This window comes from Streptosporangium sp. NPDC006007, from assembly GCF_040614315.1.
Classification (GTDB): Bacteria; Actinomycetota; Actinomycetes; order Streptosporangiales; family Streptosporangiaceae; genus Streptosporangium.
On the sequence record NZ_JBEXUG010000035.1, the window covers coordinates 14,188 to 31,048 of the forward strand.

General features: G+C 69.9%; 16 protein-coding genes. 10 read left to right on the plus strand and 6 right to left on the minus strand.

Annotated features, from left to right (window positions below):
• Positions 1–13 precede the first annotated feature (13 nt).
• The gene (locus ABZ194_RS23440) at positions 14–868 is read right to left on the minus strand and encodes a hypothetical protein (RefSeq protein WP_355599138.1); all 855 of its coding nucleotides are present in this window, start codon (positions 866–868) and stop codon (positions 14–16) included.
• 173 nt (positions 869–1,041) lie between these two features.
• Positions 1,042–1,986, minus strand: a complete 945-nt coding sequence (locus ABZ194_RS23445) for an aldo/keto reductase (RefSeq protein ID WP_355599139.1) — start codon at positions 1,984–1,986, stop codon at positions 1,042–1,044.
• 65 nt (positions 1,987–2,051) lie between these two features.
• On the opposite strand from ABZ194_RS23445, the gene ABZ194_RS23450 reads away from it, so the two are divergent.
• From ABZ194_RS23450 to mshC, 5 genes are all read left to right on the plus strand, one after another.
• A complete protein-coding gene (locus ABZ194_RS23450) occupies positions 2,052–2,750 on the plus strand; it encodes a histidine phosphatase family protein (protein ID WP_355599140.1) in 699 nt (232 codons plus the stop codon).
• Positions 2,751–2,760: 10 nt separating this feature from the next.
• On the plus strand, positions 2,761–3,336 hold the full coding sequence (locus ABZ194_RS23455; protein WP_355599141.1) for a DUF3090 domain-containing protein: 576 nt from the start codon (positions 2,761–2,763) through the stop codon (positions 3,334–3,336).
• A complete protein-coding gene (locus ABZ194_RS23460; RefSeq protein WP_355599142.1) occupies positions 3,333–4,094 on the plus strand; it encodes an SCO1664 family protein in 762 nt (253 codons plus the stop codon). The genes ABZ194_RS23455 and ABZ194_RS23460 overlap by 4 nt, the downstream gene beginning before the upstream one ends.
• Before the next feature lie 34 nt (positions 4,095–4,128).
• The gene (locus tag ABZ194_RS23465) at positions 4,129–4,341 is read left to right on the plus strand and encodes an NRDE family protein (protein ID WP_355599143.1); all 213 of its coding nucleotides are present in this window, start codon (positions 4,129–4,131) and stop codon (positions 4,339–4,341) included.
• A 91-nt stretch (positions 4,342–4,432) separates the two neighbouring features.
• Positions 4,433–5,656: a cysteine--1-D-myo-inosityl 2-amino-2-deoxy-alpha-D-glucopyranoside ligase gene (mshC, locus tag ABZ194_RS23470; RefSeq protein ID WP_355599144.1), complete on the plus strand. Its 1,224-nt coding sequence runs from the start codon at positions 4,433–4,435 to the stop codon at positions 5,654–5,656.
• Between the two features lie 243 nt (positions 5,657–5,899).
• Here the strand turns inward: mshC and ABZ194_RS23475 are convergent, their stop codons facing one another.
• From ABZ194_RS23475 to ABZ194_RS23490, 4 genes are all read right to left on the minus strand, one after another.
• Positions 5,900–6,103, minus strand: a complete 204-nt coding sequence (locus ABZ194_RS23475) for a cold-shock protein (protein WP_355599145.1) — start codon at positions 6,101–6,103, stop codon at positions 5,900–5,902.
• A 213-nt stretch (positions 6,104–6,316) separates the two neighbouring features.
• Positions 6,317–6,793 (minus strand): peptide deformylase, encoded by a 477-nt coding sequence (def, locus tag ABZ194_RS23480; protein WP_355599146.1) that lies wholly within the window; start codon positions 6,791–6,793, stop codon positions 6,317–6,319.
• A gap of 75 nt (positions 6,794–6,868) precedes the next feature.
• Positions 6,869–7,516 (minus strand): hypothetical protein, encoded by a 648-nt coding sequence (locus tag ABZ194_RS23485; protein ID WP_355599147.1) that lies wholly within the window; start codon positions 7,514–7,516, stop codon positions 6,869–6,871.
• Positions 7,517–7,736: 220 nt separating this feature from the next.
• Positions 7,737–8,597: a PAC2 family protein gene (locus tag ABZ194_RS23490; RefSeq protein ID WP_355599148.1), complete on the minus strand. Its 861-nt coding sequence runs from the start codon at positions 8,595–8,597 to the stop codon at positions 7,737–7,739.
• A 265-nt stretch (positions 8,598–8,862) separates the two neighbouring features.
• Between ABZ194_RS23490 and metH the strand changes: the two genes are divergently transcribed.
• The 5 genes from metH (at position 8,863) to ABZ194_RS23515 (ending at position 16,849) form a co-directional block, all read left to right on the plus strand.
• Positions 8,863–12,327 (plus strand): methionine synthase, encoded by a 3,465-nt coding sequence (gene metH / locus ABZ194_RS23495; protein ID WP_355599149.1) that lies wholly within the window; start codon positions 8,863–8,865, stop codon positions 12,325–12,327.
• A 32-nt stretch (positions 12,328–12,359) separates the two neighbouring features.
• The gene (locus ABZ194_RS23500; protein WP_355599150.1) at positions 12,360–13,010 is read left to right on the plus strand and encodes an HAD family phosphatase; all 651 of its coding nucleotides are present in this window, start codon (positions 12,360–12,362) and stop codon (positions 13,008–13,010) included.
• A gap of 203 nt (positions 13,011–13,213) precedes the next feature.
• On the plus strand, positions 13,214–13,738 hold the full coding sequence (locus tag ABZ194_RS23505) for a cellulose synthase (RefSeq protein WP_355599151.1): 525 nt from the start codon (positions 13,214–13,216) through the stop codon (positions 13,736–13,738).
• A 262-nt stretch (positions 13,739–14,000) separates the two neighbouring features.
• Positions 14,001–15,011, plus strand: coding sequence for an ABC transporter permease (locus ABZ194_RS23510; protein WP_355599152.1), 1,011 nt, complete (start codon positions 14,001–14,003; stop codon positions 15,009–15,011).
• Between the two features lie 59 nt (positions 15,012–15,070).
• The gene (locus ABZ194_RS23515) at positions 15,071–16,849 is read left to right on the plus strand and encodes an ABC transporter substrate-binding protein (RefSeq protein ID WP_355599153.1); all 1,779 of its coding nucleotides are present in this window, start codon (positions 15,071–15,073) and stop codon (positions 16,847–16,849) included.
• Positions 16,850–16,861 lie beyond the last annotated feature (12 nt).

A 16,861-nucleotide genomic window follows, 5' to 3' on the forward strand; every position in this document is an offset into this window, starting at 1 on the left:
CGCCCGGGAGGGCTCAGGCCGTCCGGTGCCGTCTCGCCCGGAGCGGCTCAAGCGGTATCGACTTCTCGCCGGCCCGCCTGCTGTACAGCAGGCGGACGGCGAGGATCGCCGCGACCAGCAGTCCCGCGGTCAGCGCGGTGCCCAGGGGGTCGGGTGACCGGGTGGGCGTGACGGCTCCCCGCAACCTCTGCACGACCGGGCCCGCCGGCCAGAGCAGCTCCAGCCGGGGTGCCTCGGCGTCGATCACCGGCGGGCCGTCGGGGACCGCCGGCCCGTCCTCGTCCGCGGTGTCCGTGCGGGGAAGGGGCCGCGGCGGGCGCGGGTGCTCCTGCGGCGGCACCGGCCCGCCGTCGCGGTGGGGCCGCTGCCTGGTCCTCCGTGAGGGGCTGGGGCGCGGTGACGCCGACGGCCGCGCGGTCTCCTGGGGTACGGCCGCCTTCCCGGGGACGTCCGTCTCCCCGGGGGCGGAGGTCGCCGACTCCCCCGGGCACGTGGGGGAGTCCACCATCGGCGCGCAGACCTCGTCGAGGCTTTTGGGCGTCAGATCGCCGTCCTTGACCTCCAGGGCGGGAGTCTTGGCATCCGGCGTCGGGGCCGTGGTCGGCAGGGTGCCGTCCAGGTCGGTCCCGGCTGTTTCCGTGGTGGATCCGATGTCGGCCGGCGGAGGCGGGCCGCCCCCGGTGAGCCCGTTCACCACGTTGTTGACGGTGCCCACGGCCCTGCAGAGCCCGCCGGTCACCCCTCCCAGCAGGCCACCCCCACCGCACTCGTCCATCAGGGTGGCGGCGCTCGCGGGCCCGGCCACGACGGTGAGGAGCGCGCCCCCCAGCGTCAGCGCCAGCGCGCCGGCAGAGATCGCAATTCGCAATTGTCCCCCTTGCACATGCACATTGACGACGGAACCTCGCCGACACCCAGGTGCCCCTCCCGTCACCATTGACAGTTTTGTGGGAAGGTCGCGGTTTTCCAGGTAAAGTTGCGATTCGGTATTGAGTAGTGATACGCGAGATAGATTCTTGTTCTGGTGCCGGCGGCCCGGCCTCAGTCGGCCGAGACGTCGTCCAGCGCCTCCCTGATCTCCACCGGCAGAGTCAGGTCCTCGGCCTGGAGCACGCCGGCCAGCTGCGCGTGGGTGCGGGCGCCGACGATGGCGGAGGTCACCCCCGGCTGGTCGCGGACCCAGGACAGGGCGACCGAGAGCGGTGAGACGCCGAGCCCCTCGGCCGCGGTCGTCACCGACTCCACGACCCGGCGGCACCTCTCGTCCAGATAGGGGGTGACGAAGTCGGCGAAGTGCGGGGTCGCGGCCCGGGAGTCGGCGGGGATCCCGGTCCGGTACTTTCCGGTGAGCACCCCCCTGCCGAGCGGCGACCAGGCCAGCACCCCGGCGCCGATGTACTCGGCCGCCGCGATCAGCTCGCGTTCGGCCTCCCGGGCCAGCAGCGAGTACTCGACCTGGGCGGCCACGATCGGCACCCGGCCGGGAACCGTCCGCTGGCCGACGGCCGCCGCGGCGAGCTGCCAGCCGGTGTAGTCGCACACCCCGGCGTAGGCGGCCCGGCCGGAGGAGACGACGGCGTCCACCGTGGCCAGGGTCTCCTCCAGGGGCACGTCCGGGTCGAAGGCGTGTAGCTGCCACAGGTCCACCTCGTTGACCCCGAGCCGGGTCAGCGAGGCGTCGATGGCGGCGATCAGGTGCTTCCTGGAGGCGTCGCGCGGCCGGCGGCCGGCGGGGGTGAGCACGGCCTTGGTGGACAGCACCAGTTCCGAGCGCGGCACCGTGTCGCGGATAAGCCGTCCGAGCAGCCGCTCGGCCTCGCCGCCCGTGTAGACGTCGGCGGTGTCGATGAGGGTACCGCCGGCCTCGGTGAACGCCCGGAGCTGCGCCGCGGCCTCCTCCGCGCCGGTGTCACGTCCCCATGTCATCGTTCCCAGCCCGAGGCGGGATACCGACAGGCCGCTCCGGCCCACATAGCGCTGCTCCATGATCCGGCCAGGGTACCGCCCGGCCGGTTAAAAGTAGTGGAGTGAGGGCTGCAAGACTTGCCCGTGTGACGACCTTGCTGCTGGCCAGACACGGCCTGACCCACCTCACCGGCCCGGTTCTGGCCGGCTGGACCCCCGGCGTTCACCTCAGCGAGGCCGGGCGGGCTCAGGCGGAGGCGCTGGCCGTACGGCTGGCACCGCTGGAGCTGGACGCGATCGTCTCCAGCCCGCTGGAGCGCTGCCAGGAGACCGCCCAGGCCGTCGCCGGGGGACGGCGGGCGCGGGTGCTGACCGACGACCGGTTCGGGGAGTGCCGGTACGGCGACTGGACGGGGCGTCCGATCGGCGAGCTCGCCGGGGATCCGCTCTGGAAGGTGGTGCAGACCCATCCGAGCGCCGTGACGTTCCCCGGTGGAGAATCCCTGTCCGCCGTGCAGCACCGGGCGGTGAGCGCCGTCAGGGAGTGGAACGAGCGACTGGGGCCGGACGCCGTCTATCTGGTCTGTAGCCACGGAGACGTGATCAAGGCCATCGTGGCCGACGCGATGGGCTTGCATTTAGACCAGTTTCAGCGCATAACTGCCGATCCTGCGTCGCTCACTGCGATTCGCTACACCCCCTTGCGTCCCTTTGTGCTCAGGCTGAACGATTTAGGGGGAGATGTTGCCGGTCTCCGGCCTCCGGAGGGTTCGGAGGACGGGGACGGGGGAGAAAACCTCACCGGGAGCGACGCCGCAGTCGGCGGTGGAGCCGGGACCACGTAAGGTCGGGGCTATGCCGGTCTTCGACTACGACCCACCCGAGAGATTCGTGGCCGGTGCCGTGGGGCAACCGGGGTCACGGGCGTTCTTCCTCCAGGCCCGGGACCGGGGTCGCCTGACCACCGTCGGGCTGGAGAAGTTTCAGGTCGCCGCGCTGGCCGACCGGCTGGACGAGTTGCTCGACGAGGTGCTGAGGCGGAGCGGCGGCAGCGCCGGGGTGCCGGCCACCGCTCCCGCCGCGCTCACCGACAACGGTCCGCTCGACCTGCCGATCACTGAGGACTTCAAGGTGGGAACCATGGCCCTGACCTGGGACTCCGACACCTCGCAGGTGGTGATCGAGGCTCAGGAGGTCGCCGCGGAGGACGAGGCGTTCGAGCCGTCCCCGCTCGCCGGGTCCTCGCTGCTGCGCGTGCGCATCAGCGCCGGTGCGGCCAGGGCGTTCACCAAGCGCGCCCTGGCGCTTGTGGCGGCCGGCCGGCCGCCCTGCCCGCTCTGCGGCCGGCCGCTCGACGCGGAGGGACATATTTGTGTGCGGCTCAACGGTTACCGGGGTAGTAGCGCTTCACCGGGTGAAGGAGGCGAATGAGCGCCGAGAGTGAGTTCACGCTGAGTGCGGTTCCCGCGGCGGGGTTGGACGACGAGACCGCTCTGCGTCTGCTCCGTGACGGACGGCTGGAGGTCGCCGGCCGTCTGGTCGAGGCGACCAACATGACGCTCTACTGTTCGGTCCGGCTCGGCGACCTCACGGCGGCCTGCGTGTACAAGCCCGTGCGCGGGGAGCGCCCGCTCTGGGACTTCCCCGACGGCACCCTCGCCGCCCGCGAGGTGGCCGCCTTCGAGGTCTCGGCGGTGACCGGCTGGCGGATCGTTCCACCCACCGTCTACCGTGACGGCCCCTTCGGCCCCGGGATGTGCCAGCTCTGGATCGACGCCGACCCCGAGGCCGACCTGATGGTGCTGATCCGCAGCCGCCAGCCCGCCCTGCGGCGGATGACGGTCTTCGACGCCGTCGTCAACAACGCCGACCGGAAGGGCGGCCACCTGCTGCCGCTCGTCGACGGGCACGTCTACGGCGTCGACCACGGCGTCTCCTTCGCCGCCGAGGACAAACTCCGCACCGTCCTGTGGCAGTGGCGTGGCAAACCCCTGTCCCGTGAGGCCGTGAACGTCCTCGCCCGCCTGGAGCGCGACCTCGACCAGGGGCGCCTGGGCCACCGCCTCCGTGAGCTCCTCACCCGCGCCGAGGTGGAGGCGACCTGGTCCCGGGTCCGCAGGCTCCTGGACACCGGCCTGCACCCCCTGCCGTCGCGGGACTGGCCCGCCATTCCCTGGCCCCCGATCTAAGAGCGTTCCAGGCGGGGGCGATACCCTGCCGGGCATGTGCACGGTTGTCGTCAGCATCGATCCGGACGCCGAGGTCCCACTGATCCTGGTCGGTGCGCGTGACGGGCTCACCGACCGGCCGTGGAGTCCCCCGGGCCCGCACCGGCCGCCGGGCCCGATCGGCGGCCGCGACCTCAGGGCGGGCGGCACCCGGCCGGCCGGCGACCCCCGTGATCCGGCGGCCTTCCGCCGAGTCCTGCCGGAATGACCGGGCGCGTCCCGGTGGTTGAGAAAGTACCCCTTACCACCCACCGCCCCGGTCCGATCGGGGTGGTCTGTCTGCTGGATAGGCTCAACATATGCGATCGTGGTCTGTGCCGAAGGTCCCTCCGCTTCCCGGTGCCGGTGTCCCGCCGCGGCTGTTCGACACCGCGGCGGGAGAGATCGTCCCCACCCGGCCGGGGCCCACGGCGCGGATGTACGTCTGCGGCATCACGCCCTACGACGCCACCCATCTGGGGCACGCCAACACCTACCTCGCCTTCGACCTGGTCAACCGCGTCTGGCGAGACGCCGGCCACCAGGTCCACTTCACCCAGAACGCCACCGACGTGGACGATCCGCTCCTGGAGCGGGCCGAGCAGACCGGGCTCGACTGGCGCGAGCTGGCCGAGCGTGAGATCGAGCTGTTCCGGACCGACATGGAGGCGCTGCGGATCCTCCCGCCGCGTGAGTACGTCGCGGTGACCGAGGTGGTCGACCAGGTCGCCGAGCTCGTCGAGCGCCTGCGCGACAAGGGCGCCACCTACGACCTGGACGGGGACGTCTACTTCGACGTCGCCGCGGCGCCCAAGTTCGGCGCCGTCTCCGGATACTCCGAGGGTCTGATGCTCACCCTGTCCGGCGAGCGTGGCGGCGACCCCGGCAGGCCCGGCAAGAAGCACCCGCTCGACTGGCTGCTCTGGCGTGCCGAACGGCCTGGAGAGCCGTCCTGGCCTTCGCGCCTCGGCCGGGGCAGGCCGGGCTGGCACGTCGAGTGCACCGCGATCGCCCTGGCCAACCTCGGCGGCGGTTTCGACGTGGCGGGCGGTGGCTCCGACCTGATCTTCCCGCACCACGAGTGCGGCGCCCACGAGGGTCACGTCGCCTCCGGCGAGTGGCCCTTCGCCAGGGCCTACGTGCACGCGGGCATGGTGGCCCTGGACGGTGAGAAGATGTCCAAGTCCAAGGGCAACCTGGTCTTCGTCTCCAGGCTCCGCGGGCAGATCGACCCGATGGCCGTCCGGCTGGCCCTGCTGGCGCATCACTACCGCGCCGACTGGGAGTGGACCGCGGACCAGTCGGCCTCCGCCGAGGCACGGCTCGCGCGCTGGCGCTCGGCCGCCGGACTGCGGACCGGCCCCGAGGCGGGGAGCGTGCTTGAGGAGGTCCGTGCCCGGCTGGCCGACGACCTGGACGCCCCCGGAGCGCTCGCGGTCATCGACGGCTGGGCCGAGCGGGCGCTGGCCGGGGGCGGCACCGACCCGGGGGCGCCCGCACTCGTCGGGGACGTCGCGGACGCCCTGCTGGGCGTCGAGCTCTGAGAGGGGCTCCCGGGGTCGGGCCCTGAGAGCGAGGTTTCGGCGGCGGGCGCCCCGAGAACGCGCCCGAGCGGGCTCCTGATCCGCCCGGGGAGGGCGGCAGGGGTCCGTGAAGGGGGTGCGGCGGTGGACGTCTCCGAGGGGGAGAACGCCGGGGAAAGCATCTGGGCCCGCACCGCCGAAGCGGTGCGGGCCCAGACTGAAGCGTGCAGATCAGGTCAGCTGACCTGATCTCCTGAGTTCAGATCAGAGAACCTGAACCTGGTCGGCCTGCGGACCCTTCTGGCCCTGCGTGGTGACGAAGCTGACACGCTGGTTCTCCTCCAGGCTGCGGTAGCCGCCGGAGTTGATGGCCGAGTAGTGCACGAAGACATCGGCGGTGCCGTCGTCCGGCGCGATGAATCCGAAGCCCTTTTCGGCATTGAACCACTTAACGGTGCCCTCAGACAAAACTACTTCTCCTCATTGGGAGCCTCACCGAACCGCCAGGTCGGCGGCTCGGGGCTGCGTTGCGGACCCTACCATGCACCCGCGGAAACCATCCGGAGAAAGCTGGAATGCCCGCTGTCGGCGGACCTCATTAAGCACTTGAGATGATAAGGCTGGACTGAGAACTACGACTGCAACCAAGGAAGTCTATCGAAGTGGACTCCGAGACGCAAGTCACGGGATGGCGGCGAGGAAGCGCTCCCGCTCGTCCTCCGGGAGCCGGTCGACGAAGAGGACGCCGTCGAGATGGTCGGCCTCGTGCTGAAGGACCCGGGCGAACGTGCCCAGCGCCCGGAGGGTGACGGACTTGCCGAACATGTCGCGGGCCCGGACGGTGGTCATGTAAGAGCGCTCCAGGGGCCACCAGAGGCCGGGGGCCGACAGGCACGCCTCGTCGGCCGTGATCTTCCGCTCGGACAGCTCAAGACGCGGGTTGACCAGGTGGCCGGACCTGCCGTCCAGCTCGTAGACGACGACCCGGAGCGGGACGCCGATCTGCGGGGCGGCCAGGCCCGCGCGGCCGGCGCCGGCCCGCACGGTGGCCTGCAGGGACTTGACCAGCCCGCGCAGCTCGCGGTCGAAGGTGGTCACCGGCTCCGCCACGGTCCTCAGCACCGGATCGGCGAAAAGTCGGATCGGCTGAACGGCCACGCGCACTCCCCGAGGCGACGAGATGACACGAACAAGGTTCCCATTGTCGCATCGCCTCAATCGCGGCCGACGCGATCACCCGGGGGCGAGTGGCGCCTCGCCTTCCCCGCGGACGCGTTCCAGCCTCAGCTCCCGGACGATCTCCTCGGCGCTGTCGTCCCGCGAGGGCAGGCAGTCGGCGCCGATGAACGTCTCGTAGTAGGCGTGCCGGAAACACCCGGCCAGCAGCAGCCGGGCGCTGGCGAGCGGGTCGACCTCGGGGGAGATCCGGCCCGCCCGCCGCTCGGCCGTCAGGTACTCGGCCAGCGGCACCACCTCCGACATGAAGCCGATGTCGCTGTCGCGCATCGCCTCGCGGAAGCGGACGGTGACCGAGGGCGAGGTGAAGGCGGGCAGCGCCGCGCTCTGGACCTCGGAGTAGTAGTCGATGCCGGCCCGTGTGATGGGCAGCAGGTTGTCGTTCACCCGCCCCTTGCCGACGAGATACATCAGATCGTCGAGAATGCGGAGCCAGACGGGCAGGCGGTCCTGGAGCAGGGCGAGGAACATGTCGACCGCCTGCCCGGGGGAGGTGCCCGGCAGACGCGGATAGGAGGGGGCGTTCTCGCCGTCCTCACGTTTCATGAATACGGCCATCTCAAGAACGCGGCGGCGCGTTTCCTGTGCTTTCTGGTGCGGGTCGAGCTGTGGAGTGGCCATGGTCGCCCTAACGTGCGCTGTCACGCGGACAGTGTTCGGCGCGGTGACGGGGCCGTTCACCGGTTTTACAGAGGGTGTGTTTCTTCCGGAGGCGCGGTCGTCGCGGACCGGCCTGCCGACTACCGGTCCGGTGCAGTCCAGGCGGACCCGGATGGGCACCGATTATCACTCTAGACCAGTTAAAAAAGGAGTAAATAACTATAACTATGTTCTGTGTGTTTCGGTCATGGCCGGCGCGCTGTACTCAGCCGTCGCCGTCACGATCACGGTCACGGCGGCGGAGATAACGCTCGAACTCCGCGGCGATGGCGTCGCCGCTCGCCTCCGGCAACTCGGCGGCGTCCTTGCGCTCCTCAAGCTCCTTGACATACTCGGCCACCTCGGTGTCCTGGGACGCCAGCTCGTCCACGCCGTGCTCCCAAGCGCGTGACTCCTCCGCCAGCCCGCCCAGCGGCATCGGGATGTCCAGCAGGTCCTCCATGCGGCTCAGCAGCGCCATGGTGGCCTTGGGGTTGGGTGGCTGGGCGACGTAGTGCGGCACCGACGCCCAGAGCGAGACCGCGTGCACCCCCGCGCTCCCCAGGGCGTGCTGGAGCACGCCGACGATGCCGGTGGGGCCCTCGTAGCGGCTCAGCTCCAGGTTGATCGCCCGGGCCAGGCCCTCGTCGGTCGCCGAGCCCACGATCGGCACCGGACGGGTGTGCGGGGAGTCGTTGAGCAGCGCGCCGAGCAGCACCGCCAGCTCCACCCCGAGCTCGCGGCAGGCCGTCACGATCTCCTCGCAGAACGCGCGCCACCGCATGTTGGGCTCGATGCCGTGCAGCAGCACCACATCGCGGTCGGCGCCCGGCGGCCGGGCCACGGACAGCCTGGTGGTCGGCCAGGTGATGGACCGGGTCAGGCCCTCGCCCATCTCCACGACGGGACGCGTCACCTGAAAGTCGTAGTACTCCTCGGGGTCGAAGGAGACCAGCGGGGTCGCCTTCCACTCGTTTTCGAGGTGTGCGATCACTCCGCTCGAAGCCTCGCCCGCATCGTTCCACCCCTCGAACGCGGCGATCAGCACCGGCTCGACGAGCTCGGGTAGACCTTCGAGTTCGATCACGCGCGGCCTCCTCTATGCCTCGCCGTACTATCCCGCTAAGCCTATGCGGTGAGGGGGGGCTTTACGTCACCTTCCTCAGGTGGTGTGACCGGGCGGGGTGTTCCGGCCGGCCTGTCGTGACACGCCCGGGGGGCGGAGGGAGGCCGGTGCCCGCCGGGCCGCCACAGGAGGGCGTCGTGCGGCATTTCGCCTGAAGTACTGGACTAAATGGTCAATTGGTGCCATGAACGGTAACGGCGTGGAGCTTCCCAGTACTCTTGTCCCCATGACAAGCACCCCGTCTTTCCGTGAAGTCCTGGCCGAGCGAGTGATGGTCGCCGACGGGGCCATGGGGACGATGCTTCAGGCCCACGACGTGACCCTCGACGACTTCGAGGGTCACGAGGGCTGCAACGAGGTTCTCAACGTGACCCGGCCCGACATCGTCCGTGCCGTGCACGACGCCTACTTCGAGGTCGGCGTCGACTGCGTCGAGACCAACACCTTCGGGGCCAACCTGGCCGCCCTGGGGGAGTACGACATCCCCGAGCGTGTCTTCGCCTACTCCGAGGCCGGGGCCCGCATCGCCAGGGAGGCCGCCGACCGCTGGACGACCCCCGACCGGCCGCGTTACGTGCTCGGCTCGATCGGCCCGGGCACCAAGCTGCCCACCCTCGGGCACAAGCCGTACGCCGTGCTGCGCGACGCCTACCACGACAACGCGGCCGGTCTGATCTCCGGTGGCGCCGACGCGCTGATCATCGAGACCGCCCAGGACCTGCTCCAGGTCAAGGCCGCCGTGATCGGGTCCAGGCGGGCCGTCGCCGACGCCGGCCGGGATGTGCCGATCATCGCCCAGGTGACCATCGAGACCAACGGCGCGATGCTGCTCGGCTCGGAGATCGGCGCGGCGCTCACCGCGATCGAGCCGCTCGGCGTCGACGTCATCGGGCTCAACTGCGCCACCGGCCCCGCCGAGATGAGCGAGCACCTGCGCTACCTCGCCCACCACGCGCGCGTGCGCCTTTCCTGCATGCCCAACGCCGGTCTGCCCGTGCTCACCTCCGACGGCGCCTACTACCCGCTCAGCCCGCAGGAGCTGGCCTCCGCCCACGAGACCTTCGCCCGCGACTACGGTCTGTCGCTCGTCGGCGGCTGCTGCGGCACCACGCCGGAGCACATGCGCCAGGTGGTCGAGCGGGTGCGCGGCAGGGAGGTGGTGGCGCGCCGTCCGCGCCCCGAGGCCGGGGCGGCCTCGCTCTACCAGAGCGTCCCCTTCCGCCAGGACACCTCCTACCTGGCCATCGGTGAGCGCACCAACGCCAACGGCTCCAAGGCGTTCCGCGAGGCGATGCTCTCCGCGAACTGGGAGGAGTGCGTGGAGATCGCCCGGACGCAGGCCCGCGAGGGCGCGCACATGCTGGACCTGTGCGTCGACTACGTCGGCCGCGACGGCGCCGGCGACATGAGGGAGCTGGCCTTCCGCTTCGCCACCGCCTCCACGCTGCCGATCGTGCTCGACTCCACCGAGCCCGCCGTGCTGGAGGCCGGCCTGGAGATGCTCGGCGGGCGCGCGGTCGTCAACTCGGTCAACTACGAGGACGGCGCCGGCCCCGAGTCGCGGTTCTACAAGATCATGAAGCTGGTCCGCGAGCACGGCGCCGCCGTGACCGTCATGGCCATCGACGAGCAGGGGCAGGCCCGCACCGCCGAGGACAAGGTCAGGATCGCCGTCCGGACCATCGAGGACCTCAAGCGCGACTGGGGGATGAGGGTCGAGGACATCATGGTCGACACCCTCACCTTCCCCATCGCCACCGGTCAGGAGGAGACACGCCGCGACGGCCTGGAGACCATCGAGGCGATCAAGGAGATGAAGCGCCGCTACCCCGGCGTGCAGACCGTCCTCGGCCTGTCCAACATCTCCTTCGGCCTCAACCCGGCCGCGCGCATCGTCTTGAACAGCGTCTTCCTCAACGAGTGCGTGAACGCCGGCCTCGACTCGGCCATCGTGCACGCCTCCAAGATCCTGCCGATGTCGCGCATCCCCGAAGAGCAGCGCCAGGTCGCCCTGGACATGGTCTACGACCGGCGCCGTGAGGGCTACGACCCGCTGCAGCGGTTCATGGAGCTGTTCGAGGGCGTGGACGCCGCCTCGGTCAAGGCCGACAGGGCCGCCGAACTGCTCGGCCTGCCGCTGTGGGAGCGGCTCAAGCGCCGCATCGTCGACGGCGAGCGCAAGGGCCTGGAGGCCGACCTTGAGGAGGCCCTCGCCCGGCGCCCGGCGCTGGAGATCGTCAACGACGTGCTGCTGGACGGCATGAAGACCGTCGGCGAGCTGTTCGGCTCCGGTCAGATGCAGCTGCCGTTCGTGCTGCAGTCGGCCGAGGTGATGAAGATCTCCGTGGCCTACCTCGAACCCCACATGGAGCGGGTCGACGGTGAGACCAAGGGGCGCATCGTGCTGGCCACGGTCAAGGGCGACGTGCACGACATCGGCAAGAACCTGGTGGACATCATCCTGTCCAACAACGGCTACGAGGTCGTCAACCTCGGCATCAAGCAGCCGGTGTCGGCGATCCTGGAGGCGGCCGAGGAGAGGAAGGCCGACGTCATCGGCATGTCCGGGCTGCTGGTGAAGTCCACGGTCGTCATGCGGGAGAACCTGGAGGAGATGAACTCCCGGGGCATCTCGGAGAAGTACCCCGTGCTGCTCGGCGGTGCCGCGCTGACCCGTGCCTACGTCGAACAGGACCTCGCCGAGATCTTCCGGGGCGAGGTCCGCTACGCCCGCGACGCCTTCGAGGGGCTGCGCCTGATGGACGCCTTCATGGCGGTCAAGCGCGGCGAGGAGGGCGCGACCCTGCCCGCGCTGCGCGAGCGGCGCGTCAAGACCGGCGCCAAGCTGGCCAGGACCCCGATCGAGGACCTGCCGGCCCGCTCCGACGTGGCCGTCGACAATCCGGTCCCGAAGGCGCCCTTCCATGGAGACCGCCTCGTCAAGGGCATTCCACTCGCCGACTACGCCGCGTTCCTGGACGAGCGGGCCACCTTCATGGGCCAGTGGGGTCTCAAGGCGGCGCGGGGCGGCGCCGGGCCCTCCTACGAGGAGCTGGTCGAGACCGAGGGGCGGCCACGCCTGCGGATGTGGCTGGAGCGGATGCAGACCGAGGGCCTGCTGGAGGCGGCCGTCGCTTACGGCTACTTCCCGTGCGTCAGCGACGGCGACTCGCTGATCATCCTGGACGACGCGGGCAACGAGCGGACCCGGTTCACCTTCCCGCGTCAGCGGCGCGACCGGCACCTGTGCCTGTCCGACTTCTTCCGCCCGAAGGACTCCGGCGAGGTCGACGTGGTCGCCTTCCAGGTCGCGACGATGGGCAACAAGATCTCCGAGGCCACCGCCGAGCTGTTCGCCAAGGACGCCTACCGCGACTACCTGGAGCTGCACGGCCTGTCGGTGCAGCTCACCGAGGCGCTGGCCGAGTACTGGCACGCGCGGGTCCGCTCCGAGCTCGGGATCGGCGGCGACGAGTCGCTGGAGGACATGCTGAAGGTCAACGTCAACGGCTGCCGTTACTCCTTCGGCTATCCCGCCTGCCCGCACCTGGAGGACCAGGTTCAGCTCATGGGGCTGATCGACCCCACCAGGATCGGCGTGAACCTGTCGGAGGAGTTCCAGCTCCACCCGGAGCAGTCGACCTCCGCGCTGATCGTCCACCATCCCGAGGCCAGTTACTTCAACGTCTGACCACGGGGGGACCTCGGGGGACTTTCCGGGACATGGACGCGGTGCTCTTCGACATGGACGGGCTTCTCGTGGACAGCGAGAAGATCTGGTTCCAGGTCGAGACCGAGGTGATGGGGCGGCTCGGCGGCGAGTGGGGCCCCGCCGACCAGGCGCGCCTGGTCGGCGGTTCCATGAGGTCCACGGTGGCCTACATGCTCGGGCTCTCCGGCTCAGGCGCCGATCCGGAGCGTGTGGCGGCCTGGATGCTGGAGGGCATGACCCGCAGGCTCGCCGGCGGCGTGGAGCTGATGCCAGGCGCCGCCGAGCTGCTCACCGCCGTACGGCGGGCGAGCCTGCCCACCGCGCTGGTCACCTCCTCGGCGCGCCCGATCGCCGAGGCGTGCCTGGACGGCATGGGCAGGCACCACTTCGACCACGTGGTGACCGGCGACGACGTAACGAGGGCCAAACCCAGCCCCGAGCCCTACCGGAGGGCCGCCCGGCTGCTGGGCGTGGCCACGGCCCGCTGCGTCGCGCTGGAGGACTCCCCGAACGGGGTGGCCTCGGCCACCGCCGCGGGCTGCCGGGTGGTGGCGGTGCCGAGCGTGCTGCCGATCCCGGCCGCCCCCGGGCGCCTCGTCGTGCGGTCGCTGCGGGAGGTCGACGTCCAGGTGCTCCGGAGGCTGTCGGCCACCGGCCTGTGACCGGCCAGGCCGGGGACGCCCCGCGGCCCGCCGGGCCCCTGAGGGGAGCCGGCCCCGGGATAGGGCGGACCGGCACCCTGAGGGGGACCCCCTCGCCGAGGACGGCGACCCCTAGGGGACGGGCCCCTCCTGGGGGAGGAGGAACGGCTCCGCCCCGGCGTGCCAGGATGGATCGGGTAAGCCGACACGAGGGACGGTCCACTATGACGTTCGACCAGATCGCCTGGTTGCCGCTCTGCGCCGGGACGACCGGGGTGGGGCTGGTGCTGAGTTTCCTGCTGATGCGCCGCAGGGGGGCCGTGGCAGGGGTGCGCGGTGTGGCCTGGTCGCTGCTGCCGCTGGCGGCCTATCTGACCGGCGCGCTGCCCGCCCTGTGGCAGGTCGGTACGGCGGTCACCGGGTTCTTCGCGGGACTGGTCCTCAGCCCCACGGTGTGGGCAGGGGTGGCCGTGACCGGGCTGTCGGCGCTGTTGTTCCTGGTCTCCGGGGTGCTGCGCCGCCGCCGCACCGCCGGACCGCAGGCCGCGCCGGTGACCGGCGGCGGCGCCGGGCCCGGCGTTCCCGCCGCGCCGGGCGCCGTCGCCCAGACCCGGCCTCAGACCCGGCCTCAGACCGCGCCCCAGCCGGCCCGGTCGCAGCCGCGCAAGGCCGCGCCCGCCGCGAAGCCGGCCGCCGACGACGACTTCTCCGATATCGAGGACATCCTCAAGCGGCGCGGAATCGGGTGACGCTCCGTCACCTTCCGGTGCAGTGTCACGAACCCGAGACACAAGCCCAACGGCTCCCAGACATTCTCCTCAAGATCAGAACAAATGAATTTCGCGTGAATCACAGTTGAGCCACATAGCGCCGCCGGGGACTAGTCAGCGCAGATCAGCCCATAGATTCTGCGTCACGGGACCGTGAAAACAGTCCATAGACTTCATTACGCGCTGCCCGACCCGGGGCGCGTTTTCGGACAACGTCGTCTGGGATCCAGGGGGCTACTGTATGACCGCACCGCTCGATGTCTCCGGCCAGGCCATGGAGGCCCAGCCCGAGGCCGTTCTCCAAGGGGCGGGCGGAAAGGCCATCGAAGGCCGTTCGCTCGGTCGGATCGCGTGGATACGGCTCAAGCGTGACAAGGCGGCGATTCTCGGCGCCTTCATCGTGGTCTTCCTGACCTTGATAGCGGTCTTCGCCGAGCGCCCCTTCGGCGGCCTGGTCGCGCTGTTCGGTGACTCGCCGAGCATGCCCAACAACGACCTCATCGACCCGCTGACCAGTGCCCCGATCGCCTCCTGGGGCGGGATCAGCCTGGAGCATCCGTTCGGCCTGGAGCCGGTCAACGGCCGCGACCTGTTCGCCCGGATCCTCTCCGGCGCCCAGATCTCGCTGCTGGTGGCCTTCCTGTCCACCCTGCTCTCCGTGGTGATCGGCGCGCTGCTGGGGGTGTTCGCCGGCTTCTTCGGCGGATGGGTCGACACGGTCATCAGCCGGCTGATGGACGTCTTCCTGGCGTTTCCGCTGCTGCTGTTCGCGATCGCCATCGTGGGCGCGCTGCCCGACCAGGCCCTCGGGCTCAAGGGCAACGGCCTGAGGATCGCGGTGATCGTGTTCATCATCGGCTTCTTCAGCTGGCCCTACATCGCGCGCATCGTGCGCGGCCAGACCCTGTCGCTGCGCGAACGCGAGTTCGTCGACGCGGCACGGTCGCTCGGCGCGGGGAACTCCTCCATCATCTTCCGCGAGATGCTCCCGAATCTGGTGGCGCCGATCCTCGTCTACGCGACGCTCCTCATCCCCACCAACATCCTGTTCGAGGCCGCGCTGTCGTTCCTCGGCGTGGGCGTGAACGAACCCCAGGCCTCCTGGGGAGGCATGCTCACCCGGGCGGTGGACTACTACCAGATCGCTCCGCATTTCATGATTGTTCCGGGTCTTGCGATCTTTATCACCGTGATGGCCTTCAACCTGCTGGGCGACGGGCTTCGGGACGCCCTCGATCCGCGCGCCCGGTAGCGAAAACCCGACTGTCTCTCCATATCACCATCACTCATGACAAGGGGTGTACCACCACGATGAGGAAGACCAACGCCCTCGCGCTCGCCGCGCTGGGTACCGCGCTGACCATGGGTCTCGCCGCTTGTGGCGGCTCGGCCGGTGGCGGTGGCAACACGTCCTCCGGGAACAACGCCACCGGCGGCGCGGCCTCCACGGCCAAGCACAACGACGCGTACACCAAGGTCGTCAACCCGTCCGAGGCCAAGGGCGGGACACTGAAGTTCGCGCTGTCGGACGAGCCCGACTCGATGGACCCGGGCAACACCTACTACGCCTGGAACTGGAACTTCTCGCGGCTGTACGCCCGCCCGCTGATGACCTACACCGCCCAGCCCGGCGACGCCGGCCTGAAGCTGGTCCCGGACCTCGCGGAGGGGCCCGGCGAGGTCAGCGCCGACGGAAAGAGCTGGACCTACAAGCTCAAGAAGGGCATCAAGTACGACGACGGCACCGAGGTCAAGGCCACCGACGTCAAGTACGCCATCGCCCGCAGCAACTTCACCGACGAGCTCACCGACGGTCCGAAGTACTTCGCGCAGTACCTCGACGCCGGCGGTTACAAGGGTCCCTACAAGGACAAGGACCTCAACGACTTCAAGGGTGTCGAGACCCCGGACGACCACACCGTCGTCTTCAAGCTCAAGGCCCCGTTCTCGGAGTTCGACTTCCTGGTCGCCAACCCGCAGTCCGCGCCGGTCCCGCAGGCCAAGGACACCGGTGTCGACTACGAGAAGACCGTCGCCTCGACCGGCCCCTACAAGTTCGAGAGCCACGAGGTCGGCAAGCAGCTCAACCTCGTCAAGAACGAGAACTGGGACCAGGCCACCGACACCACCCGCAAGCAGCTGCCCGACCGCATCGAGGTGCAGTTCAAGCAGAACGCCGAGGACATCGACAACCGCCTGATGGCCGGGCAGATCCAGGTCGACCTGGCCGGTACCGGCCTGCAGTCCGCGGGCAGGGCGAAGGTCGTTCAGGATGCCGCCAAGAAGGACTCCACGGACAACCCCTTCACGCCGTTCAACCGCTACGCGATGCTCTCCACCGCGGTGAAGCCGTTCGACAACATCGACTGCCGCAAGGCCGTGCAGTACGCCACCGACAAGGTCGCGACCCAGGCGCCGTGGGGCGGCCCGCTCGGCGGCGAGATCGGCACCACCGCGATGACCCCGACCACGGTCGGCTACAAGCAGTTCGACCTCTACCCGAACGGCGCCGACCACAAGGGCGACGTGGCCAAGGCCAAGGAGCACCTGGCGGCCTGCGGCCAGCCGAACGGCTTCGAGACCAACATCGCGGTCCGCGGCGACCGTACCAAGGAGGTCCAGGTCGCCGAGGCCCTGCAGGCCTCGCTGGACCGGGTCGGCATCAAGGCCACCATCAAGAAGTACCCCTCGGGTGACTGGAGCGCGCAGTACGCCGGCAAGCCGGACTTCGTGCACAAGAACAACCTGGGCATCATGATCGCGGGCTGGGGCGCCGACTGGCCGTCCGGCTTCGGGTTCCTGTCGCAGATCGTCGACGGCCGGTTCATCAAGGCCTCCGGCAACTACAACATGATGGAGCTCAACGACAAGGCGGTGAACGAGCTGCTCGACAAGGGCATCCAGACCACCGACGCCGCGGCCCGCAACGAGATCTGGGCCGAGGTCGACAAGAAGGTCATGGAGTCGGCGGCGTTCATGTCGTTCGTCTACGAGAAGACCCTGATCTTCCGGCCCTCGAACCTCACCAACGTGTACGTGCACCCGGCCTACGGCATGTACGACTACACGTGGCTCGGCGTCAAGCAGTAGTCCTTCTCTAGC

Bases quoted from the DNA above. Each gene is read 5' to 3' on its own strand.
- ABZ194_RS23445 (WP_355599139.1), bottom strand. From the start codon at position 1,986: ATGGAGCAGCGCTATGTGGGCCGGAGCGGCCTGTCGGTATCCCGCCTC.
- ABZ194_RS23455 (WP_355599141.1), top strand. From the start codon at position 2,761: ATGCCGGTCTTCGACTACGACCCACCCGAGAGATTCGTGGCCGGTGCC.
- ABZ194_RS23460 (WP_355599142.1), top strand. From the start codon at position 3,333: ATGAGCGCCGAGAGTGAGTTCACGCTGAGTGCGGTTCCCGCGGCGGGG.
- ABZ194_RS23465 (WP_355599143.1), top strand. From the start codon at position 4,129: ATGTGCACGGTTGTCGTCAGCATCGATCCGGACGCCGAGGTCCCACTG.
- mshC (WP_355599144.1), top strand. From the start codon at position 4,433: ATGCGATCGTGGTCTGTGCCGAAGGTCCCTCCGCTTCCCGGTGCCGGT.
- metH (WP_355599149.1), top strand. From the start codon at position 8,863: ATGACAAGCACCCCGTCTTTCCGTGAAGTCCTGGCCGAGCGAGTGATG.
- ABZ194_RS23500 (WP_355599150.1), top strand. From the start codon at position 12,360: ATGGACGCGGTGCTCTTCGACATGGACGGGCTTCTCGTGGACAGCGAG.
- ABZ194_RS23505 (WP_355599151.1), top strand. From the start codon at position 13,214: ATGACGTTCGACCAGATCGCCTGGTTGCCGCTCTGCGCCGGGACGACC.
- ABZ194_RS23510 (WP_355599152.1), top strand. From the start codon at position 14,001: ATGACCGCACCGCTCGATGTCTCCGGCCAGGCCATGGAGGCCCAGCCC.
- ABZ194_RS23515 (WP_355599153.1), top strand. From the start codon at position 15,071: ATGAGGAAGACCAACGCCCTCGCGCTCGCCGCGCTGGGTACCGCGCTG.